18 protein-coding genes, 1 tRNA gene and 1 pseudogene are annotated in these 16,659 nt (G+C 34.3%); 14 read left to right on the top strand and 6 right to left on the bottom strand.

Annotated elements, in window-relative coordinates; all coding sequences use genetic code 11:
- The first annotated feature begins 4 nt into the window (after positions 1-4).
- Genes thrC through V6M85_RS00265 form a run of 5 tightly spaced genes read left to right on the top strand, consistent with a single transcriptional unit; the run spans position 5 to position 5,418 of the window.
- Positions 5-1,195, top strand: coding sequence for a threonine synthase (thrC, locus tag V6M85_RS00285; protein WP_338601514.1), 1,191 nt, complete (start codon positions 5-7; stop codon positions 1,193-1,195).
- A complete protein-coding gene (locus V6M85_RS00280) occupies positions 1,179-2,519 on the top strand; it encodes an aspartate kinase (protein ID WP_338601511.1) in 1,341 nt (446 codons plus the stop codon). The genes thrC and V6M85_RS00280 overlap by 17 nt, the downstream gene beginning before the upstream one ends.
- Positions 2,512-3,564: an aspartate-semialdehyde dehydrogenase gene (gene asd / locus V6M85_RS00275; RefSeq protein WP_338601509.1), complete on the top strand. Its 1,053-nt coding sequence runs from the start codon at positions 2,512-2,514 to the stop codon at positions 3,562-3,564. Before V6M85_RS00280 ends, asd begins: the two co-directional genes overlap by 8 nt.
- The gene (locus tag V6M85_RS00270; protein WP_338601508.1) at positions 3,564-4,226 is read left to right on the top strand and encodes a PHP domain-containing protein; all 663 of its coding nucleotides are present in this window, start codon (positions 3,564-3,566) and stop codon (positions 4,224-4,226) included. The genes asd and V6M85_RS00270 overlap by 1 nt, the downstream gene beginning before the upstream one ends.
- Positions 4,189-5,418 carry an Nre family DNA repair protein gene (locus V6M85_RS00265; protein ID WP_338601506.1) on the top strand — a complete coding sequence of 410 codons (1,230 nt, stop codon included), beginning with the start codon at positions 4,189-4,191 and terminating at the stop codon, positions 5,416-5,418. Before V6M85_RS00270 ends, V6M85_RS00265 begins: the two co-directional genes overlap by 38 nt.
- Here V6M85_RS00265 and argF read toward each other — a convergent pair.
- Positions 5,411-6,334: an ornithine carbamoyltransferase gene (argF, locus tag V6M85_RS00260; RefSeq protein WP_338601504.1), complete on the bottom strand. Its 924-nt coding sequence runs from the start codon at positions 6,332-6,334 to the stop codon at positions 5,411-5,413. The two genes, V6M85_RS00265 and argF, sit on opposite strands and share 8 nt — an antisense overlap.
- Before the next feature lie 31 nt (positions 6,335-6,365).
- On the opposite strand from argF, the gene V6M85_RS00255 reads away from it, so the two are divergent.
- From V6M85_RS00255 to V6M85_RS00235, 5 genes are all read left to right on the top strand, one after another.
- The gene (locus V6M85_RS00255) at positions 6,366-6,986 is read left to right on the top strand and encodes a DUF4443 domain-containing protein (protein WP_338601501.1); all 621 of its coding nucleotides are present in this window, start codon (positions 6,366-6,368) and stop codon (positions 6,984-6,986) included.
- Complete coding sequence (locus tag V6M85_RS00250) at positions 6,980-8,059, top strand: ATP-NAD kinase family protein (protein ID WP_338601498.1); 1,080 nt, start codon at positions 6,980-6,982, stop codon at positions 8,057-8,059. The genes V6M85_RS00255 and V6M85_RS00250 overlap by 7 nt, the downstream gene beginning before the upstream one ends.
- A gap of 74 nt (positions 8,060-8,133) precedes the next feature.
- Entirely contained in the window at positions 8,134-8,874 is a 741-nt protein-coding gene (locus V6M85_RS00245) for a replication initiator protein WhiP (protein WP_338601495.1), read from the top strand.
- A gap of 223 nt (positions 8,875-9,097) precedes the next feature.
- Positions 9,098-9,424: a hypothetical protein gene (locus tag V6M85_RS00240; protein ID WP_338601493.1), complete on the top strand. Its 327-nt coding sequence runs from the start codon at positions 9,098-9,100 to the stop codon at positions 9,422-9,424.
- A 37-nt stretch (positions 9,425-9,461) separates the two neighbouring features.
- A complete protein-coding gene (locus tag V6M85_RS00235) occupies positions 9,462-10,280 on the top strand; it encodes a hypothetical protein (protein WP_338601491.1) in 819 nt (272 codons plus the stop codon).
- Here V6M85_RS00235 and V6M85_RS00230 read toward each other — a convergent pair.
- Positions 10,219-10,950 (bottom strand): hypothetical protein, encoded by a 732-nt coding sequence (locus tag V6M85_RS00230; protein WP_338601488.1) that lies wholly within the window; start codon positions 10,948-10,950, stop codon positions 10,219-10,221. The genes V6M85_RS00235 and V6M85_RS00230 overlap by 62 nt on opposite strands.
- A gap of 111 nt (positions 10,951-11,061) precedes the next feature.
- Here V6M85_RS00230 and thsA point away from each other — a divergent pair, with 111 nt between their 5' ends.
- On the top strand, positions 11,062-12,738 hold the full coding sequence (gene thsA / locus V6M85_RS00225) for a thermosome subunit alpha (protein WP_338601485.1): 1,677 nt from the start codon (positions 11,062-11,064) through the stop codon (positions 12,736-12,738).
- A gap of 61 nt (positions 12,739-12,799) precedes the next feature.
- Here the strand turns inward: thsA and V6M85_RS00220 are convergent, their stop codons facing one another.
- A complete protein-coding gene (locus V6M85_RS00220) occupies positions 12,800-13,156 on the bottom strand; it encodes a hypothetical protein (protein ID WP_338601483.1) in 357 nt (118 codons plus the stop codon).
- A 213-nt stretch (positions 13,157-13,369) separates the two neighbouring features.
- On the opposite strand from V6M85_RS00220, the gene V6M85_RS00215 reads away from it, so the two are divergent.
- Positions 13,370-13,675, top strand: coding sequence for a hypothetical protein (locus V6M85_RS00215; protein WP_338601480.1), 306 nt, complete (start codon positions 13,370-13,372; stop codon positions 13,673-13,675).
- On the opposite strand, the gene V6M85_RS00210 is transcribed toward V6M85_RS00215, so the two are convergent.
- Both V6M85_RS00210 and V6M85_RS00205 read right to left on the bottom strand, forming a co-directional pair.
- Positions 13,661-14,053: a hypothetical protein gene (locus V6M85_RS00210; protein ID WP_338601477.1), complete on the bottom strand. Its 393-nt coding sequence runs from the start codon at positions 14,051-14,053 to the stop codon at positions 13,661-13,663. The genes V6M85_RS00215 and V6M85_RS00210 overlap by 15 nt on opposite strands.
- Entirely contained in the window at positions 14,040-14,243 is a 204-nt protein-coding gene (locus V6M85_RS00205; protein ID WP_338601474.1) for a hypothetical protein, read from the bottom strand. The genes V6M85_RS00210 and V6M85_RS00205 overlap by 14 nt, the downstream gene beginning before the upstream one ends.
- 53 nt (positions 14,244-14,296) lie before the next feature.
- On the opposite strand from V6M85_RS00205, the gene V6M85_RS00200 reads away from it, so the two are divergent.
- Both V6M85_RS00200 and V6M85_RS00195 read left to right on the top strand, forming a co-directional pair.
- Positions 14,297-16,177, top strand: coding sequence for an arginine--tRNA ligase (locus V6M85_RS00200; RefSeq protein ID WP_338601472.1), 1,881 nt, complete (start codon positions 14,297-14,299; stop codon positions 16,175-16,177).
- Positions 16,178-16,252, top strand: a tRNA-Arg gene (locus tag V6M85_RS00195). It abuts the gene before it with no gap.
- A 30-nt stretch (positions 16,253-16,282) separates the two neighbouring features.
- Here V6M85_RS00195 and V6M85_RS00190 read toward each other — a convergent pair.
- Positions 16,283-16,405 (bottom strand): annotated as a pseudogene (locus V6M85_RS00190) (putative integrase); the annotation flags it as partial.
- Between the last annotated feature and the right edge of the window lie 254 nt (positions 16,406-16,659).

Here is a 16,659-nt window from a genome sequence, read left to right as displayed (position 1 = left end):
AGTAATGAAGTGCTTAAGTTGTCAATATGAGATGCCCATAGACCAACACCAAATACTATGCCCAAAATGTGGAGGGCTAATGGAAATTATAGTAGAACCACTAAAAGATTTCTCCTTTAGTAAATTAAGAGGAAAAGGAGTATGGAGATATAAGGAATTGATACCGGGTAGTTACAAAAGTATCGTAAGCATAAATGAAGGCAATACACCACTGATAAAATCATCAAACATAAATGGTAACTTATACTTTAAGTTTGAAGGACTTAATCCCACTGGTAGTTTTAAGGATAGAGGTATGACAGTAGCTGTTAGCTCTGCAGTAAGTTTAGATTACAAAACCGTAATTGCTGCATCTACTGGGAATACCGCAGCCTCTGCGTCTGCATACGCCGCAAGAGCTGGTATAAAGAGCTTTATCGTGCTTCCTAAAGGCAAGGTCGCATTAGGTAAATTGGCTCAGTCTATTCTTTACGGTTCAGTAATATTAGAAGTCGATGGAAGTTTTGATGTAGCCATGGATGCTGTTATGAAATTATATAAGGACTTGAAAATAGTATATCCGCTAAACTCCTTCAACCCATGGAGATTAGAAGGACAAAAAACGATAGCGTTTGAAATTATAGAAGAGCTTGGTGTCCCTGATAACGTTATAGTACCAGTAGGTAATGCAGGTAATATATATGCTATATGGAAGGGATTTAATGAACTAGTTAAAGTAGGGGTCATTGATAGGATACCTAGAATGATAGGGGTTCAAGCAGAAGGAGCGTCCCCAATAGCTAGCGCAATAATTAAAGGAAAAGATACTCCAGATTTCATAGAAAATCCAGACACTATAGCTACTGCAATACGAATAGGTAAACCAGTGAATTGGCAAAAAGCAGTAAGAGCAATAAAAGAGTCTGGGGGAACTGCTATAATAGTATCGGATTCTGAAATATTAGATGCACAAAAGACCTTAGCTAGGAAAGAAGGAATAGGAGCAGAGCCTGCTTCAGCTACAGCCCTAGCTGGTTACTTTAAGGCGATAAACGATAAGATTGTTGATAAAGATGAAAAGACAGTTTTAATTCTAACCGGACACTCATTAAAAGACCCAGATAGTATGACTAAAGCTGATGCTAAAAGAATCCTAGTTAATCCTCTTCATATAGAAAAAATTATTTTGGGTGAGATAAATGGTTCTAATAGTTAAAATAGGTGGTTCTATACAAAAAGATGAAAGGGATTATGAACTTATTGTAAAGAAAATAAAGGATTTCTCTAAAAGAAAAGATAAGATACTTGTAGTGACATCAGCAATTAAAAATGTAACCAACGATCTAATAAGTGCTACATTAAACACCGATAATTCACCAAATATCGTAACAGAAATATACGAGAGACACATAAAACTACTATCAAAGCTTACCGATGGAAAGGAATTTGAGAATGCATTTAAAGATTTATCTAGGCTAAGTGATGAATTATTTAGGGTAGCTTGGTCAATAAGAGTACTAGATGAAGTGACTCCAAGAGTTAAGGACTACATACTTTCATTTGGAGAAAGAATGTCAACTATCCTTCTTTCAGCAATACTGAGAAGTAATGGAATAGAAGCTGAAGGAATAATTACGCCTCCATTTATAACTGATGATAATTATAGTGAGGCAAATGTAATTGAAGAGGATTCCAAAAAGGAAATTTCAAGCATATTAGGAAACGTGAAGGCCAATGTAGTAGTCTTACCGGGATTTATAGGAAGGACTAAGGAAGGGAAATACACTACTTTAGGAAGAGGAGGTAGTGATTATACTGCAACATTATTAGGAAAACTAATTGATTCAAAAGAGGTTAGACTAGTCACTGAAGTACCTGGAATAATGACTGGAGATCCTAAAAAATTCAAGAATGCTAAAACGATAAACAGGCTATCCTTGGAAGAGGCTATAGAACTTTCACAGCTGGGAGCAAAAAGATTACATCCCAGAACCTTTGATCCAGTATTTGGCAGTGATATGAAGGTGATCGTTGAGTCATTATACGAAGACGGATTTACCATGATTAACGGACAGTGTGAAAATATTGATGGTCTTAAAGGAATATCTCTCCTAGATAATGTAAAACTTGTAACTGTAGAAAGTACGAAAATTGTAGGAAAAATAGGCTCAGCAGCGAGAATAGCTAATGAGGCAAAGGAGGCTGGGGTCAATATAATATCAATCTCTCAACCAGCAAGCGAAACTACTATACAGCTTGCAGTAGACTCACTTTCTGCAAATAGACTATTATCAAAATTAGAGGAATTAAAGGGAACACTAGTTAAGGATATTGATGTAAATGATGTTAATATTGTAGGAATAGTAGGATGTGGAATAAAGAAGAGGGAAATTTCAACTAAGGTACTATCCATAGCTTCAGCTTATGATCCATTAGCAATATCCAGAGGAATATCTAACGTCAGCATGACCTTTATAGTTAATAAGGAAGAAGGAGAAAAATTAGCAAAAGAACTACACGAGGTTATCGTAAATGGTTGATAAGATAAAAGTTTCCTTACTAGGCTCTACCGGAATGGTAGGGCAGAAAATGGTAAAGATGCTATCAAAACATCCTTACATAGAACTAGTTAAAGTAAGTGCATCACCACAGAAAATAGGCAAAAAATACAAAGATGCTGTAAAATGGATAGAACCAGAAGATATTCCCGAAAACATAGCAGATTTACCCATAGTCTCTACAGAATATGAAGATCATAAAGACGTTGACGTTGTTCTCTCTGCATTACCTAACGAGTTGGCTGAAGATGTAGAATTAAAGTTAGTAAAACAAGGAAAAATAGTTGTATCTAACGCATCACCATTTAGAATGGATCCAGATGTACCATTAATTAATCCAGAAATAAATTGGGAACATTTAGAATTATTAAAATATCAAAAATTAAACAAAAATTGGAGCGGGTTATTAGTTAAGAACCCAAACTGTACTGCAGCTATCTTATCTATGCCAATTAAGCCTTTAGAAAATCTAATTAAAGTTAAGGCTATTTACATAACTACCTTGCAAGCAGTGAGCGGAGCCGGTTACAGTGGCTTACCATTTATGGCAATAGAGGGAAATGTTATTCCTTGGATTAAAGGTGAGGAAGATAAAATACCAAAAGAGATAAATAAGATGTTAGGAAAATTAGAGAACAGTAAAATAAAACATGCTAATCTAGAGATTCATCCAACGACTACTAGAGTCCCAGTAAAAGTAGGGCATATGGGTGTTATTAACATAGTAACTGATGATAATTTCGATGAAAAAGAAGTACAGAAAGCACTAGAAGAATTTTCAGAACTGCCTCAGAAGAAAAATTTACCTACCGCACCAAAGAAGCCAATTATCGTGCTCAAGGATGAAGATAGACCTCAGCCAGTTAGAGACCTACAATACTATAATGGAATGTCAGTAGCTGTAGGGAGAATAAGACGTGAAGGGAATGTCCTACGCTTAATTGCATTAGGAGACAATTTAGTGCGTGGAGCCGCTGGCATAACAATTTTAACGTTAGAACTTATGAAAGAATTAGGTTACTTATAATGTTTTTTGATTTTCATGTTCATTCTAGATATAGTGATGGAAAATATCTTCCAAAGGAAATAATAAAATATGCTAGAGAAAAACATAATTTATACATAGCTCTTACAGATCATGATACATCATTAGGTTTGAAACATATTAAAGAGGAAAAAGTGATTCCGGGTCAAGAAGTTACTACTGAATTTGGACATGTAGTAATCTTATGTAGCTTCATACCATCTCCACCTAATAAACTAGCTGAATTAATAGACTATGCTAAGGAAAATTCATGCATAGTATTCCCTTCACACCCTTTCGATATTTTTAGAAAAGGAATTGGCGAAAAAACTTATCAATACAAATTCGATCTTATAGAGATTTATAACTCAAAAGCACCTAGAACTGCAAATAATAAAGCGAAAGAAGCCTCATTGAAATTAAATTTAGCTGGAGTTTCGAACAGTGATGCACACGTAATTCAAGCTATAGGCTCAGCGTATAATGAGTTATATGAGGTTGTGGAGTTTAATTTAGACGACATCATTGACAATTTAAGGAAGGGGAAAATAAGAAATATAATCAACGGATTATCATTTAAAGCTAAATTTTCCATTTTAGAATGGTATATTGAGAGGAAAATAAGAAATGCACAAAATACCAGCGGAACTTTGCATCAAATGTAAGGGACATAAAAATCTTTGTGGATTACCTTTTTGTCCAATAATGGAGAGATTTAGAGGCATGATTAGTAGTCTTCAGAAAGTGAGAATAGATAGTTCATCAATTAAATTCGTTGAGGGATCAACACCTCCTAGTGCTATAGTTGGAGAAAAAGGATATCCTAAAGTTTCTTTGATACTAAATATTCCGCCTTCAGTTTATGGAGAAGAGGCCAGGAAATACGAAGATATTAAAGGATGGTGGGGAAAGTTGAGTTTAGGGGATATAATAAAACTAAGATCATCCCTTGTCTCGAGTATGACTAAAGTAAGAGTCGAAAAACCTATCGAATACTATAATACCGAAATACCTCTAGCTGTAATATCGGATACTCCAGTAACTTCTGAAGCTAAATTGAAGACCTTAGAAGCTAAATTGAAGTTTGATGGCGTAATTTTACCAAGAGGACCTGGAGGAACTGCAGAAGAAATAAAAGTAAAGGATAACCCTAAAATTCCAACTAAAATTGATAAATTAATTTTTGACGATATAAAGTCCGTAGAAGCCGTATTGGAATTGTATAAGAATAGTATAGACTATTACAAGATAATACACGCATTGTCGTTTGGACTTTTAGGTAGAAAAAAGAATAGACGTTTTGTACCCACTAGATGGGCAATAACCGCGGTTGATAGCACCATCGGCAAATATCTTTACGACAGAATAATAAATTACAGTGAGATAAATGAAATAGAAGTTTATTATGCTTCGTATTTAGGGAACCACTTCCACGTAATACTTTACCCATCAAAATTTAACGCAGTATGGATAGAGATATGGCATCCACTAAGCTTATGGTCTAAAGACCTTACGATCTCTGAGTTAAAAGAAAACTTCTGGGGAAAGTATGAGTATCTAGATGGAGGTTACATGGCAGCTAGATTAGGAGTACTAGAATATTTAGAGAAAATTAAGAGACAAGCTGGAATAATAATAGTAAGAGAAATAACTGAGGAATACTTCGCACCAGTAGGAAATTGGCACATAAGAGAAACCGTAAGAAACGCCATGAATAATAAAATAGGAAAATATGACAGTCTATTAGAAGCAATAGCTGAAGTAAACAAAAGGCTAAAAGCGCAAATAAACTTGTTAGAACTAAGGACTATAAATAGCTTACTTAAACAAAGATCCATCTATGATTTCTTTAAATAAACAGAGAAAATACAGCCATTGTTGTATATAGTCTATTCTCAGCTTGATCCCATACAGCACTTCTAGGTCCATCTATCACTTCAGATTCGACTTCCTCCCCTCTATTTGCGGGTAAACAGTGCATGAATATTGCATTTTTAGCCGTATATTTCATTAGATCTGAAGTGACCCTATAATTCCGTAATAAACTCTTTTTCTGCTCTGCAATATTTTCTTGGCCCATACTAACCCAAACATCAGTATATACTACGTTTACACCTCTAACAGCTTCATAAGGATCCTCATAAAACTCTATGATGCTACCATTATCCTCTGCAATCTCGTTTATTACCTTATAAAGATCTTCTTTAGGTTTAAGTTCTTTTGGAGTTGCGATATGTAACTCTAATCCTAATTTAGCAACAATTGTCATTAAGCTTAATAAAACGTTATCACTACCATCACCTACAAATGCAATTTTAACAAAATTATCACCAAACTTCTCCCTAATTGTCATTATGTCAGCTAATGCTTGTAATGGATGAGAAAGATCACTTAACAGATTAAATACAGGAACGCCGGAAAATTCCTTTAGTTTAATTAAAGTTAGATGGCTTAGCACTCTAGCACCTATTCCATTAACGAGTCTTCCTAACACTCTAGCAGTATCCTCTACTGGTTCCCCTCTAGACCATTGCAAATCTTGCTTATTAAGGACAATTGGAATACCTCCTAATAATGAAACTGCTAATTCAGTACTAACTCTAGTCCTTGTACTAGGCTTTTCAAAAAGTAATGCAACTTTTTTCCCAGCTAGTGATTTTGGAACATTATTGCTATACACATAATTTTTCATAATAAAAGATACTTCTAGTATTTTCTCTATTTCATTATCTTCAAAATCGAGCAGACAAAGCAAACTTTTTCCTCTAAACATAATTTTAATCTCTTCTGTCACATATTTAAATATGGATATCCAGATCATACTTACCAAAGCCGTCGAATCTAGGCAAGGAAATAAGCCTAAATTTGATGAAGGTCACGTCTTGATGACCTTGTTAAATATAAGTGAGCTTCAACCAGTTGGAAGAATGTTACTAATGAAGAAAATAGGTTTATCAGAGGCTTCAATGAAAACATTATTAAAAAGATTAAGAGAATTGGATTTAATTCAGACTGACCCTATAGGAGGAAATACATTGACTGAGAAAGGCCAAAGTTTAGTCTTCCATCTTAAGAATTTGTTCTCAATTAAAAATGTTGTTCTAAAATCCTTAGGTTGGGACTCAATAATGTTAGTCATAAAAAAGGGTGCGGAAATCGTACGAGAAGTCCCAATTTTAAGTTTAAGAGATGAAATCATACGATTAGGTGTAGAGAAGGTATTAATATGCGTCTATACTAAGGAAGAAAAAATAGAGATACCCCCTAAAACTGAGGAAATGTCACTTAAAGGCTTACTAGAGGAAATAAAGGAGAATTGCAGCAATTGTCAGCCCGACGATCTTATTCTATTTTTGGTACCTAGCGATGCGCACTTAGCGTATTCAGTGCTAGCTTATATCCTTAAGGTGCTAAAGGAATGGTGAAGAAGATCGGATTTTTAGTAAATCCGTATGCAGGTTCTGGAGGAAGAATTGGAAGGAAGGGAAGCGATAACTTATTTATGGAAAACCCAGAGATTCCAAATAGAGTTAAAAGATTTCTGAATAAAGCGCCGGAAAACGCTCTTTACATAACAGCAATGTCAAAAATGGGCGAAATATATTTTATTAACACTAAGTTAAAATATGAAACTATAGACGTTGGAAAAAAAGAAAAAACTAGTAGAGAGGATACAATTTCTGCTGTAAAGGAATTCGTAAAAAATGGAGTAGATATTATCGTATTTGTTGGAGGAGATGGAACAGCTAGAGACGTTTATGAAGGACTTCAAGAGGCCCAAATACCTATCCTTGGAGTCCCGGCAGGAGTAAAAATGCACAGCGGAGTATTCGCTAATACTCCAGAAGCTGCAGCGATACTATTATCAAAATTTCTAAATGGTGAAGCTAAAATAGTAAGAGAAGAGATTCTAGATGTCGATGAAGACGCATATAGAAGCGGAAGGTACACAGTGAGGTTATATTATACTGCCTTAACGATAAGTAGTAATAATCTACTTACACCAAGTAAAGAGGAGATTGCATACGAAAAAGAAGAACTGGAGGAAATAGCAAATTACATACTTGATAACATGGATTATAATTCATTTTACATTATGGGCCCTGGAAGTACTGTGAAGTACATAGAAAGCAAGTTGGATATTAACACTTCATTTCTGGGTATTGACATTATAAAGGGAAGGAAACTGATTAGAGCCAATGCAAACTATTTTGATTTACTGAATTTAACTGGGGAGTTAAAGGTAGTACTCACACCAATAGGTAAACAAGGATTCTTAATAGGAAGAGGAAATTTAGAGCTAGGACCATTATTTTTAAGAAAAATAAATAAAAATAATCTAATAGTAGTTTCACCTCTCTCTAAACTTTACACTATTGATTGTCTAAGAATAGACACAGGAGATGAAAATTTGGATAGCCTTTTTTCTGGTGTCTACAATGTTATCGTTGGATATAACAAATTCTATGCAGTTAAGACTTGCGATAAGTACTACTGAAATAGGAAAACCTCTAAATAATTCCATTCTGATTTTTAGCTTGTATTTTAAGTTACAATGCTTAATATGATAAGATGAGCGAAGATCATCGAAGAGATGACATAGACAGCATTTTACAACAAATAAGTGAAGAGGAAAAGCTTAACAGAGATTCGCCTAGATCTAAACTGGTAGAGGCTATCCTACTTCTCCTATATGCTAGACCATTAAGAACGTCTGAGATAGCAACCAATTTAGGCTATGAAACCAAATATATAAGCAGTTATCTTAGTTACTGGAGAAAAAAAGGCTTAGTTTATCAAGATGGAGGAAGATGGCATCTTAGCAGAAAAGGAGAAGATATCGCGAGAGAAATAATTGAGGCTTACAATAATTCCAAGTTTAAAGAGTATTTGGTACTAGCTAAGCAAATCTTGGATAATGAAAATGTTCAACAGACAATGAAAAACAAAACTAAGAAAAAAGATGACAAAAATGGACAAGAAGTTTTGTGGTTTATTGAGGAAAAAACTAGTAACATGAGCAAAAAATCACAAAACACAAATTTCATGGATTGTATAAAGGATCTCTTGAAAAAACTTGATGAGGATGAGAAAGAAATACTACAATATTTATTAAATAAGTATAGAGAGTGGGGTACGACTTACATCTACTTAGATCAACTTCAAGAAGAGTTGAAGGCAGATTCAGGATGGTTATTTAAAGTCCTTAAAGACTTACAAATCAAGAGACTTGTTTATGTATATCAAGATCCTAAAATGGGAGTCCGAATAGGCTTATCAAAATCACTTAAGGAAAAGCTCTCTTCTTGTTAAGAAAGTATTAAAAAACAAGTATGCTATGTTACTGGTTACAAAAGCTACACTATATTCTATACTACAACTATACGCTTTAAGAGTAAGAAACAATTCCGTTCGACTATCTTTAATTATACAAACTTGACATTGGAAACTTCTGCACTCCAGAACAACCATGGTAGTAGTAGTAATCTATTTAATCTTTCCACTAAAAGTTATAGCCAGTAGGAGGTAGAAAATTATGTCAACTAATAAATCAGTGAAAATGTCAGAAGATGAGATTAATAAGGCGCTAGCGAAGGCTGAGAAAGAAGCAGAAAAAAAGGATCATAAGAAACAATGGATAGAACGCATGATAAAGAGTGCAAAGACGTATTATAAGTTATGCCCATATTATGATAAGAAGAATGCTAAGTGCTTTCTGACACTAGGAGAAAAATGTCAACGTGATGGTAAGTACGAAACTTGCCCAACATTTATCTCATTCTTAGATAATAAATATCAAGAAATTGTTAGTAAGAAAAAAATGCTTCCAATGGATTTCCAAGATCTTGCATTAACGACTTAAAGTTTTATATAAACTTGGACTCTTAGTAATAAATAGAGTGGCAAGACGGAAGAAGAGTGAGGAAACAGAAAAAAAGGAGAAAAAGTCTGATAATGGAAACAAGAAGAAATCGTCTACTAAAAAAACTGAAAAATTTGTTGATGCAGATAAGCTATTGGACGAATATCTAGATGAAGTTATTAATGCACTAGGAATTTCTTATTTGAATCTTACTAGAGACGATTTGAAAGAAGTAATAAGAGATCCCTTTGCAATGGCCGTCGGTGAAGTTAAAACTAAGCCAAAGGTTACTACTATTATCAATAGACTTAAAGCAATGGGAGATAGATTGATGGAGATTATTGCATATAAAATTTTGAGATTGTATGATATAGAGAAACTTACCGATGACCAATTAGAATTCATTATAACTTATGGAAAAGGGGGCTTAATTCCAATAATCGACAAGCTTTATAAAGAGTGTTTAAAACGAAACAAAAAAGAGCTGATAGATATGTTAAGAGTAACTTGGTCTATGTTTTCCAATGGGCTCAGATCTCCTATTAAATGTCCTAAGTGCGAATTTGAGTCAATAATGCCAGACTTATCTTGCAAAGTTTGTGGTTACATTTTAAGTATGAAAGAACTTAAAAACATTATTGGTGTGATTAACCTCTTACAAGATTATTTGAGGATAGATAAAGAAGGATTTAACGAAATTCTGAAATCTGGTTTTTTCTACTATACATTTGAAGGTCCTATACCACCATCTAAATTTAAGCCCGTACAAGGTCAGATATATTTTGAGGTTGTCCTTAATAGGGATGAGAAGAGTAAACTAGAGAGCATCTTTCACAGTATTTTACCGGGGAGTTAATTATTCCTCCACATCCTTCGCATCTGTATTCTTTTCTTTCAAATAGTTTTTTTGAATTATGGAAAGCATGAAATAATTCGTAATTTTCCTTTAGCATATCTTTTTCCCAGGATAAAATGTCATTAAATACTTCGTCTCTCGTTTGAAAATATACGTCATTCATTAAAAAGCCTTGTAATTCTTGTAATGACGTATTATAAAATGGTATTAGAAATGAAGTGTTTGATAAATTATATTCAAATCCGATTAATTGAATATAAGTATATTCTTGGTTGATTATGGAATATAGTAAATATGCCATTAAGAAATCCGCAGTAAAAGGTAAAAATATTTTATGTATGTTATATTTTTCTGCAAAAGCTCTAGATTTGATTATTATATTCCAAATATCATCAGTTATAGAACTTTGTGGCTCTATTTGTAGTTCATAATACTCTAGATCAAATTTACTATAAATTTTACTAATAAGTATATTTTTGATAATATCTGAAATAAGTTTTAAATAAGAAGGATATGCGAATATTATCTTATCTTGGTAACTTATTATCTTACTTGGATATAATTCTCTCTTTACTCTCTTGATTATTTCGTCTTTAGCACATAAGCTACATAATCTTCTTCCGCCAACTACCGTTACTGCTTCTCTTTTATTACACCTTTCGCATATCATATTTAGAGCAGAGTGGTTGTCTATTTGCTTAAAAGTTTATTCAGAGATAAGAGGATAGAAAAATTTTTATATAAGCGATACTAATGTTCACACGGAACGGTGTTGTGACGTATGGCCGCTCCAGTCTTATTATTTAAAGAAGGAACAAATAGGACCACTGGTAGAGACGCGTTAAGAAATAACATACTTGCCGCAAAGACATTAGCTGAAATGTTAAGGACTAGTCTGGGTCCTAAAGGACTTGATAAGATGTTAATTGACAGCTTTGGTGATGTGACCATAACTAATGACGGTGCGACTATAGTAAAAGATATGGAAATTCAGCATCCTGCTGCTAAGTTATTAGTGGAAGCTGCAAAGGCACAAGATGCAGAAGTGGGTGATGGTACTACAAGTGCAGTAGTATTAGCTGGCGCGTTATTAGAGAAAGCAGAGAACTTGTTAGATCAAAACGTACACCCAACTATAATTATTGAAGGTTATAAGAAGGCTTATGCAAAAGCGTTAGAACTACTTCCACAATTAGGAACTAAGATCGATGTAAAAGATCTGAATTCTGCAACAGCTAGAGACACCTTAAGGAAGATTGCGTTTACTACATTGTCCAGTAAATTTATTGCAGAAGGAGCAGAGTTGAATAAGATAATTGATATGGTAATAGATGCAATAGTTAATGTTGCTGAACCATTACCTAATGGTGGATATAATGTAAGCCTAGATCTAATTAAGATAGATAAAAAGAAAGGTGGAAGCATAGAGGATAGTATGTTAGTTAAAGGTTTAGTGCTAGATAAGGAAGTTGTACATCCTGGAATGCCTAGAAGAGTTACTAAAGCGAAGATTGCAGTATTAGATGCAGCATTAGAGGTAGAAAAGCCCGAGATTTCGGCTAAAATAAGTATAACGTCACCAGAGCAGATAAAGGCTTTCTTAGATGAGGAAGCGAAATACCTAAAGGATATGGTTGACAAGTTAGCATCAATAGGAGCTAACGTTGTAATTTGCCAGAAGGGTATTGACGATGTTGCACAACACTTCCTAGCTAAGAAAGGAATATTAGCTGTAAGAAGGGTAAAGAGAAGTGACATCGAAAAGTTAGAGAAAGCTTTAGGTGCTAGGATAATAAGTAGTATTAAGGACGCAACACCAGAAGATTTAGGGTACGCAGAATTAGTTGAGGAGAGAAGGGTTGGAAACGATAAAATGGTATTTATAGAGGGTGCTAAGAATCCAAAGGCAGTGAACATATTACTAAGAGGTTCAAATGATATGGCTCTAGATGAGGCCGAAAGAAGTATAAATGATGCTTTACACTCCTTGAGAAACATATTGTTAGAACCAATAATATTGCCAGGCGGAGGTGCAATTGAATTAGAATTAGCAATGAAGCTAAGAGAGTATGCTAGAAGTGTAGGAGGAAAGGAGCAATTGGCAATAGAAGCGTTTGCTGATGCATTAGAAGAAATACCCATGATCCTAGCCGAGACTGCAGGAATGGAGCCAATATCTGCACTAATGGATCTGCGAGCTAGACATGCAAAGGGATTAGTAAATGCTGGTGTTGACGCTATAAGTGGAAAGATGGTTGATGACGTTTATGCACTGAATGTGATTGAGCCCATAAGAGTTAAGGCTCAAGTTTTAAAGAGCGCTACAGAAGCAGCTACTGCAATATTGAAGATTGATGACTTAATAGCAGCAGCTCCATTGAAGAGTGAGAAGAAAGAAGGGAAAGGAGAAGGCGGTAAAGAAGGAGAAGAAACTCCTAAACCATCCTTAGGAGACTAAACTATTTTTTATTATTTTTATTATATAAAATAAAATTCTTCATTATTTTCTGTATATCCATTTATTTCTTCATTGAGACTTTTACGTTCAATTCTTCATTATTTTCTGTATATCCATTTATTTCTTCCAATATTTTGTCTGCAACTCTTTTTATTTCTTCATCTGTATAATTGTTTTTAATAGCGATTAGTAATTTCTTTGTTATATCAGGGCCGAGAATTAGACTAAGTTCCGTAAAGTCTGGACTTAATAAGAAGTCTATTAACTTTTTTGGATCTCCCCCATACGAGGAGAAATTATATTTAACTTCTGCTTCTCCTAAGATTCTTCTAGCTTCGTCTAATCTTTTTGAATCTATTGTTAACGGTGATAGAACTTTACTCGCTATATGTCTAAGGAAGTCCGGTTGGTTCAACATTGTCGCCTAATTATGATAATCTGAACAGTATAATATAAAGATACATTCATGATGTAAGATAATGTGATGAAGAAATATTAATTATTTAATATTAGAAATATTTACTGCCATATGCTATAACGCGTTGGCATAATGAAAAATGAGATGAATTTTAAAATTTCGCATAATGTTTAAAAGTTAGAAATGCGAGGTAAACGTGAGTGAGTGATAAACATGAGTAGTGAAACTAAAAAAAGAGGGAAAAAGTCTACTTCTAACTCTGGCAACGTAGAAAGTAAATTGAAGGTAGTTTACTCAGATAAGGACGTTATAGTTATGACGGCACCAAATGAAGACGAATTAAAACAAATTTTATTAGATTTACTAAATGAAAAACCCATGAATTTAAAGGAATTACATAGCATGCTGTCTGGAATTGCGAGTGAGGATAAAATAAGGAGAGCCTTAGCAGATCTGGTAGAAAAAGGTAAGATTAACTTATTAGAAGATGGGAGATACGTTAAGTTAGGTACTGAGTAAAGTCCTATAGGGGCACTTTTGAAATTCCTTATTACATAATACCGCTTGTTGTGTTACTAATACTCTATGTATAGCGTTGCAGTAGGGTATGAACCCTTTTTCACTTTTTATAAGTTGGTAATTCTCACATGAACTATCTAAAACGTTTTCTAAAACGTTTATTCTTGGATAAAATCTAATTTCTTGCTCTATTGTTTTGCTATCATTAAATTTTTCCAAACCAGTTTTGTTCTCACTGCCGTCATCTAAGAAGTATCTACAAGTTTTGAATTGACCAAAACATCTATTACTGGAAACTACCGCGTCAGTGGGCTTATCTAGAGCGGGTGAAGTACAGAAGCCATTCTTGTAATAGGGGCAGGCATTATGTTTCTGCAACTTCTCTCACAATCACGTGAACTCCTATAACGTCTTTTTCGTCTTCATTTTCAGTCCATTGAGGGACATGTAGCTTCGTTATTACTACATCATCTCCTATATGGTTTAATGACCTCTTAATTTCTTGCTCATTAATTTTGGGATTTCCACTATAGTCTTCAACTATGAGGATTTCCACTCTTTTTCTCATGAGTATATGATTAAATGAGTAAATATTAAAAGTCATAAGGCATAAAACGAGATGTGGATATAATAGGAAGAGCAAAGAAAGAGTTAGCAGAATACGTTGCTACTCAACTAAGTTTAAGCGAGGAAGAAGTCTTTAAAAATATTACATATCCACCAAGAGAAGAATTAGGAGATTTATCCATAGCGTTGCCTTCAATAGTAAAAGGAGGAAACGTGTTCGATAAAGCGAAAGCATTACAAGAATATAAAGGCAATCTAATAGAAAAAATAGAAGTAGTTGGAATATATCTTAATGCCAGATTGAATTTGAAAAATCTTTTTATAGCAATTTTCAGTAATTTAAATGATGATTATGGATTAGAAAAAGTAGATAGACCTAAGAGGATAATAGTTGAACATACCAGTGCTAATCCAATACATCCATTGCATATAGGTCATCTAAGAAACACCATACTAGGTGACGCGCTAGCTAGAGCCTTAAAGGCTAGAGGTCATTTAGTCAACATTAGATTTTACGTTAACGATACTGGAAGGCAAGTTGCAGTGTTAATATATGGATTGAAGATTTTAGGCTTTCCAGAACCAGATCCCGACATAAAGAAGGATTTATGGTTAGGCACAATATATGCCATGACTAACGTTATATTGGAAATAAGAAAGCTTAGAGAAGAGTTAAAGAAAGCCTCAGAGTCAGAATATAGGGAGAAAATAAAGAAATTAGACGAACTAGTAGCAACAGCAAATGAGTTAAGAAGCAGAAATGAAACGCTTTTTGACAAATTAGCAGATGCGATAAACGCCGAAGAAGATCCAGAAAAGAAAATAGGTGAGATTATAAAGAATTATGAAGAAGGTGAGGATCAGTTAAAAAATATCATTAGAAAGTATATTCGCTACGCATTAGAAGGATTTAATGAAACGTTATCAAAGCTTAACATAACGTTTGATAACTTTGATTATGAGAGTGATCTTTTATGGAGTGGCATGGTTGATAGTGTTTTGGAAAGCCTGTTAAAGTCTCCAGCCAAGATAACATATAAAGGAGTAGCCGCATTAGATTTAGAGAGTTTCTTAGATGATGATTCCAGGTCAAAATTGAAGATCCCTAAAGGATTAGAGATACCACCATTAGTATTAATGAGATCCGATGGTACTACATTATATACTGTAAGAGATATCGCTTACACTATATACAAATTTAATCAGTTTAATGCCGATATTGTTATAAATGTTATCGCTGAGGAGCAATATATTCCTCAGATACAATTAAGAGGGGCACTTAAATTAATTGGCTATTCCTCCTTCGCTGAAAATTTAATACATTATTCATACGGTATGGTTAATATCCAGGGCTTAAGGATGAGTGGTAGATTAGGGAAAATAATAACAATAGATGAGATATATGAAAAATTAGATAGTATAGTGAGAAATAAACTGAAAGAGAAAGGTGGCAATATGGAAAACATTAATGATATAGCAAACGCTGCACTTAGATACGCTATTTTATCAGTATCTGCAAATAAACCTTTATCGTTTGAATTAAATAGAATAACTAATTTCGACCAGAACAGTGGTCCTTACTTGCAATACACATATGCTAGGGCCGTGAACATATTAGCTAAGGCTACGGAACCACTATCCATCAATAATGTTGATTTCAGTGATATAGTTAGAGAAAAGAAAAAAATATTATTGCTTATTTCCAGATTCCCAGAAGTGTTTAAGACTTCTGCAGATAATCTAAGGCTAGAGGATTTAGTTGCGTACTTAAGAGAACTATCTGATGTTTTCAACAGTTGGTACGATAAAGAAAGAATTCTTCAAGAACAAGACATGGGAAAAAGAATGCTAAGATTGCATTTAGTAAAGGGAGTCGCCACAGTACTTAGAAATGGGTTAAACATTTTAGGTATAAAAAGTTTAAGCAGAATGTGAGGACCCGTAGCTCAGCCAGGACGGAGCGGCGGCCTTCGGAGCCGCAGGTCCCGGGTTCAAATCCCGGCGGGTCCGCTGTGGGGGTGAAACCCCCACGCCCCCACTCCTAAATTTCTCGTAAGTTTCAACGACGTCAGCCAAAGGACCAACGTAATGTTCCTTTACCTTACCATTTGCCGTTTCCAATTTATAGACATAATACCACCCTTTCCTTTCACGTATAATCACGTCACTATACTTATATCTCGTCTTTTCTTTAGGGGACACTCCCTAAAACACCATCTTAAATTATCGGTTGCCAATTTTCATTTATAAGCTATTGACAACCGTTAAATTTTGCCGTGATTTATGTTAAATTGAAAGAAGACGGCAAAAAATCCTTACCGCCAAGAAAAATGTTTTACTCCCCGGTAAAACGTATACCAGGGTAAACGAAGTTATCGAGACTGAAAGCGGTATAAGTACTGTTGACTCTTTTCGAA

The organism is Sulfolobus tengchongensis, from assembly GCF_036967215.1.
In the GTDB taxonomy this organism is placed as follows: Archaea; Thermoproteota; Thermoprotei_A; order Sulfolobales; family Sulfolobaceae; genus Saccharolobus; species Saccharolobus tengchongensis_A.
Note: the sequence above shows the minus strand (reverse complement) of the source record. Positions and strands in the feature narration are given on the sequence as shown.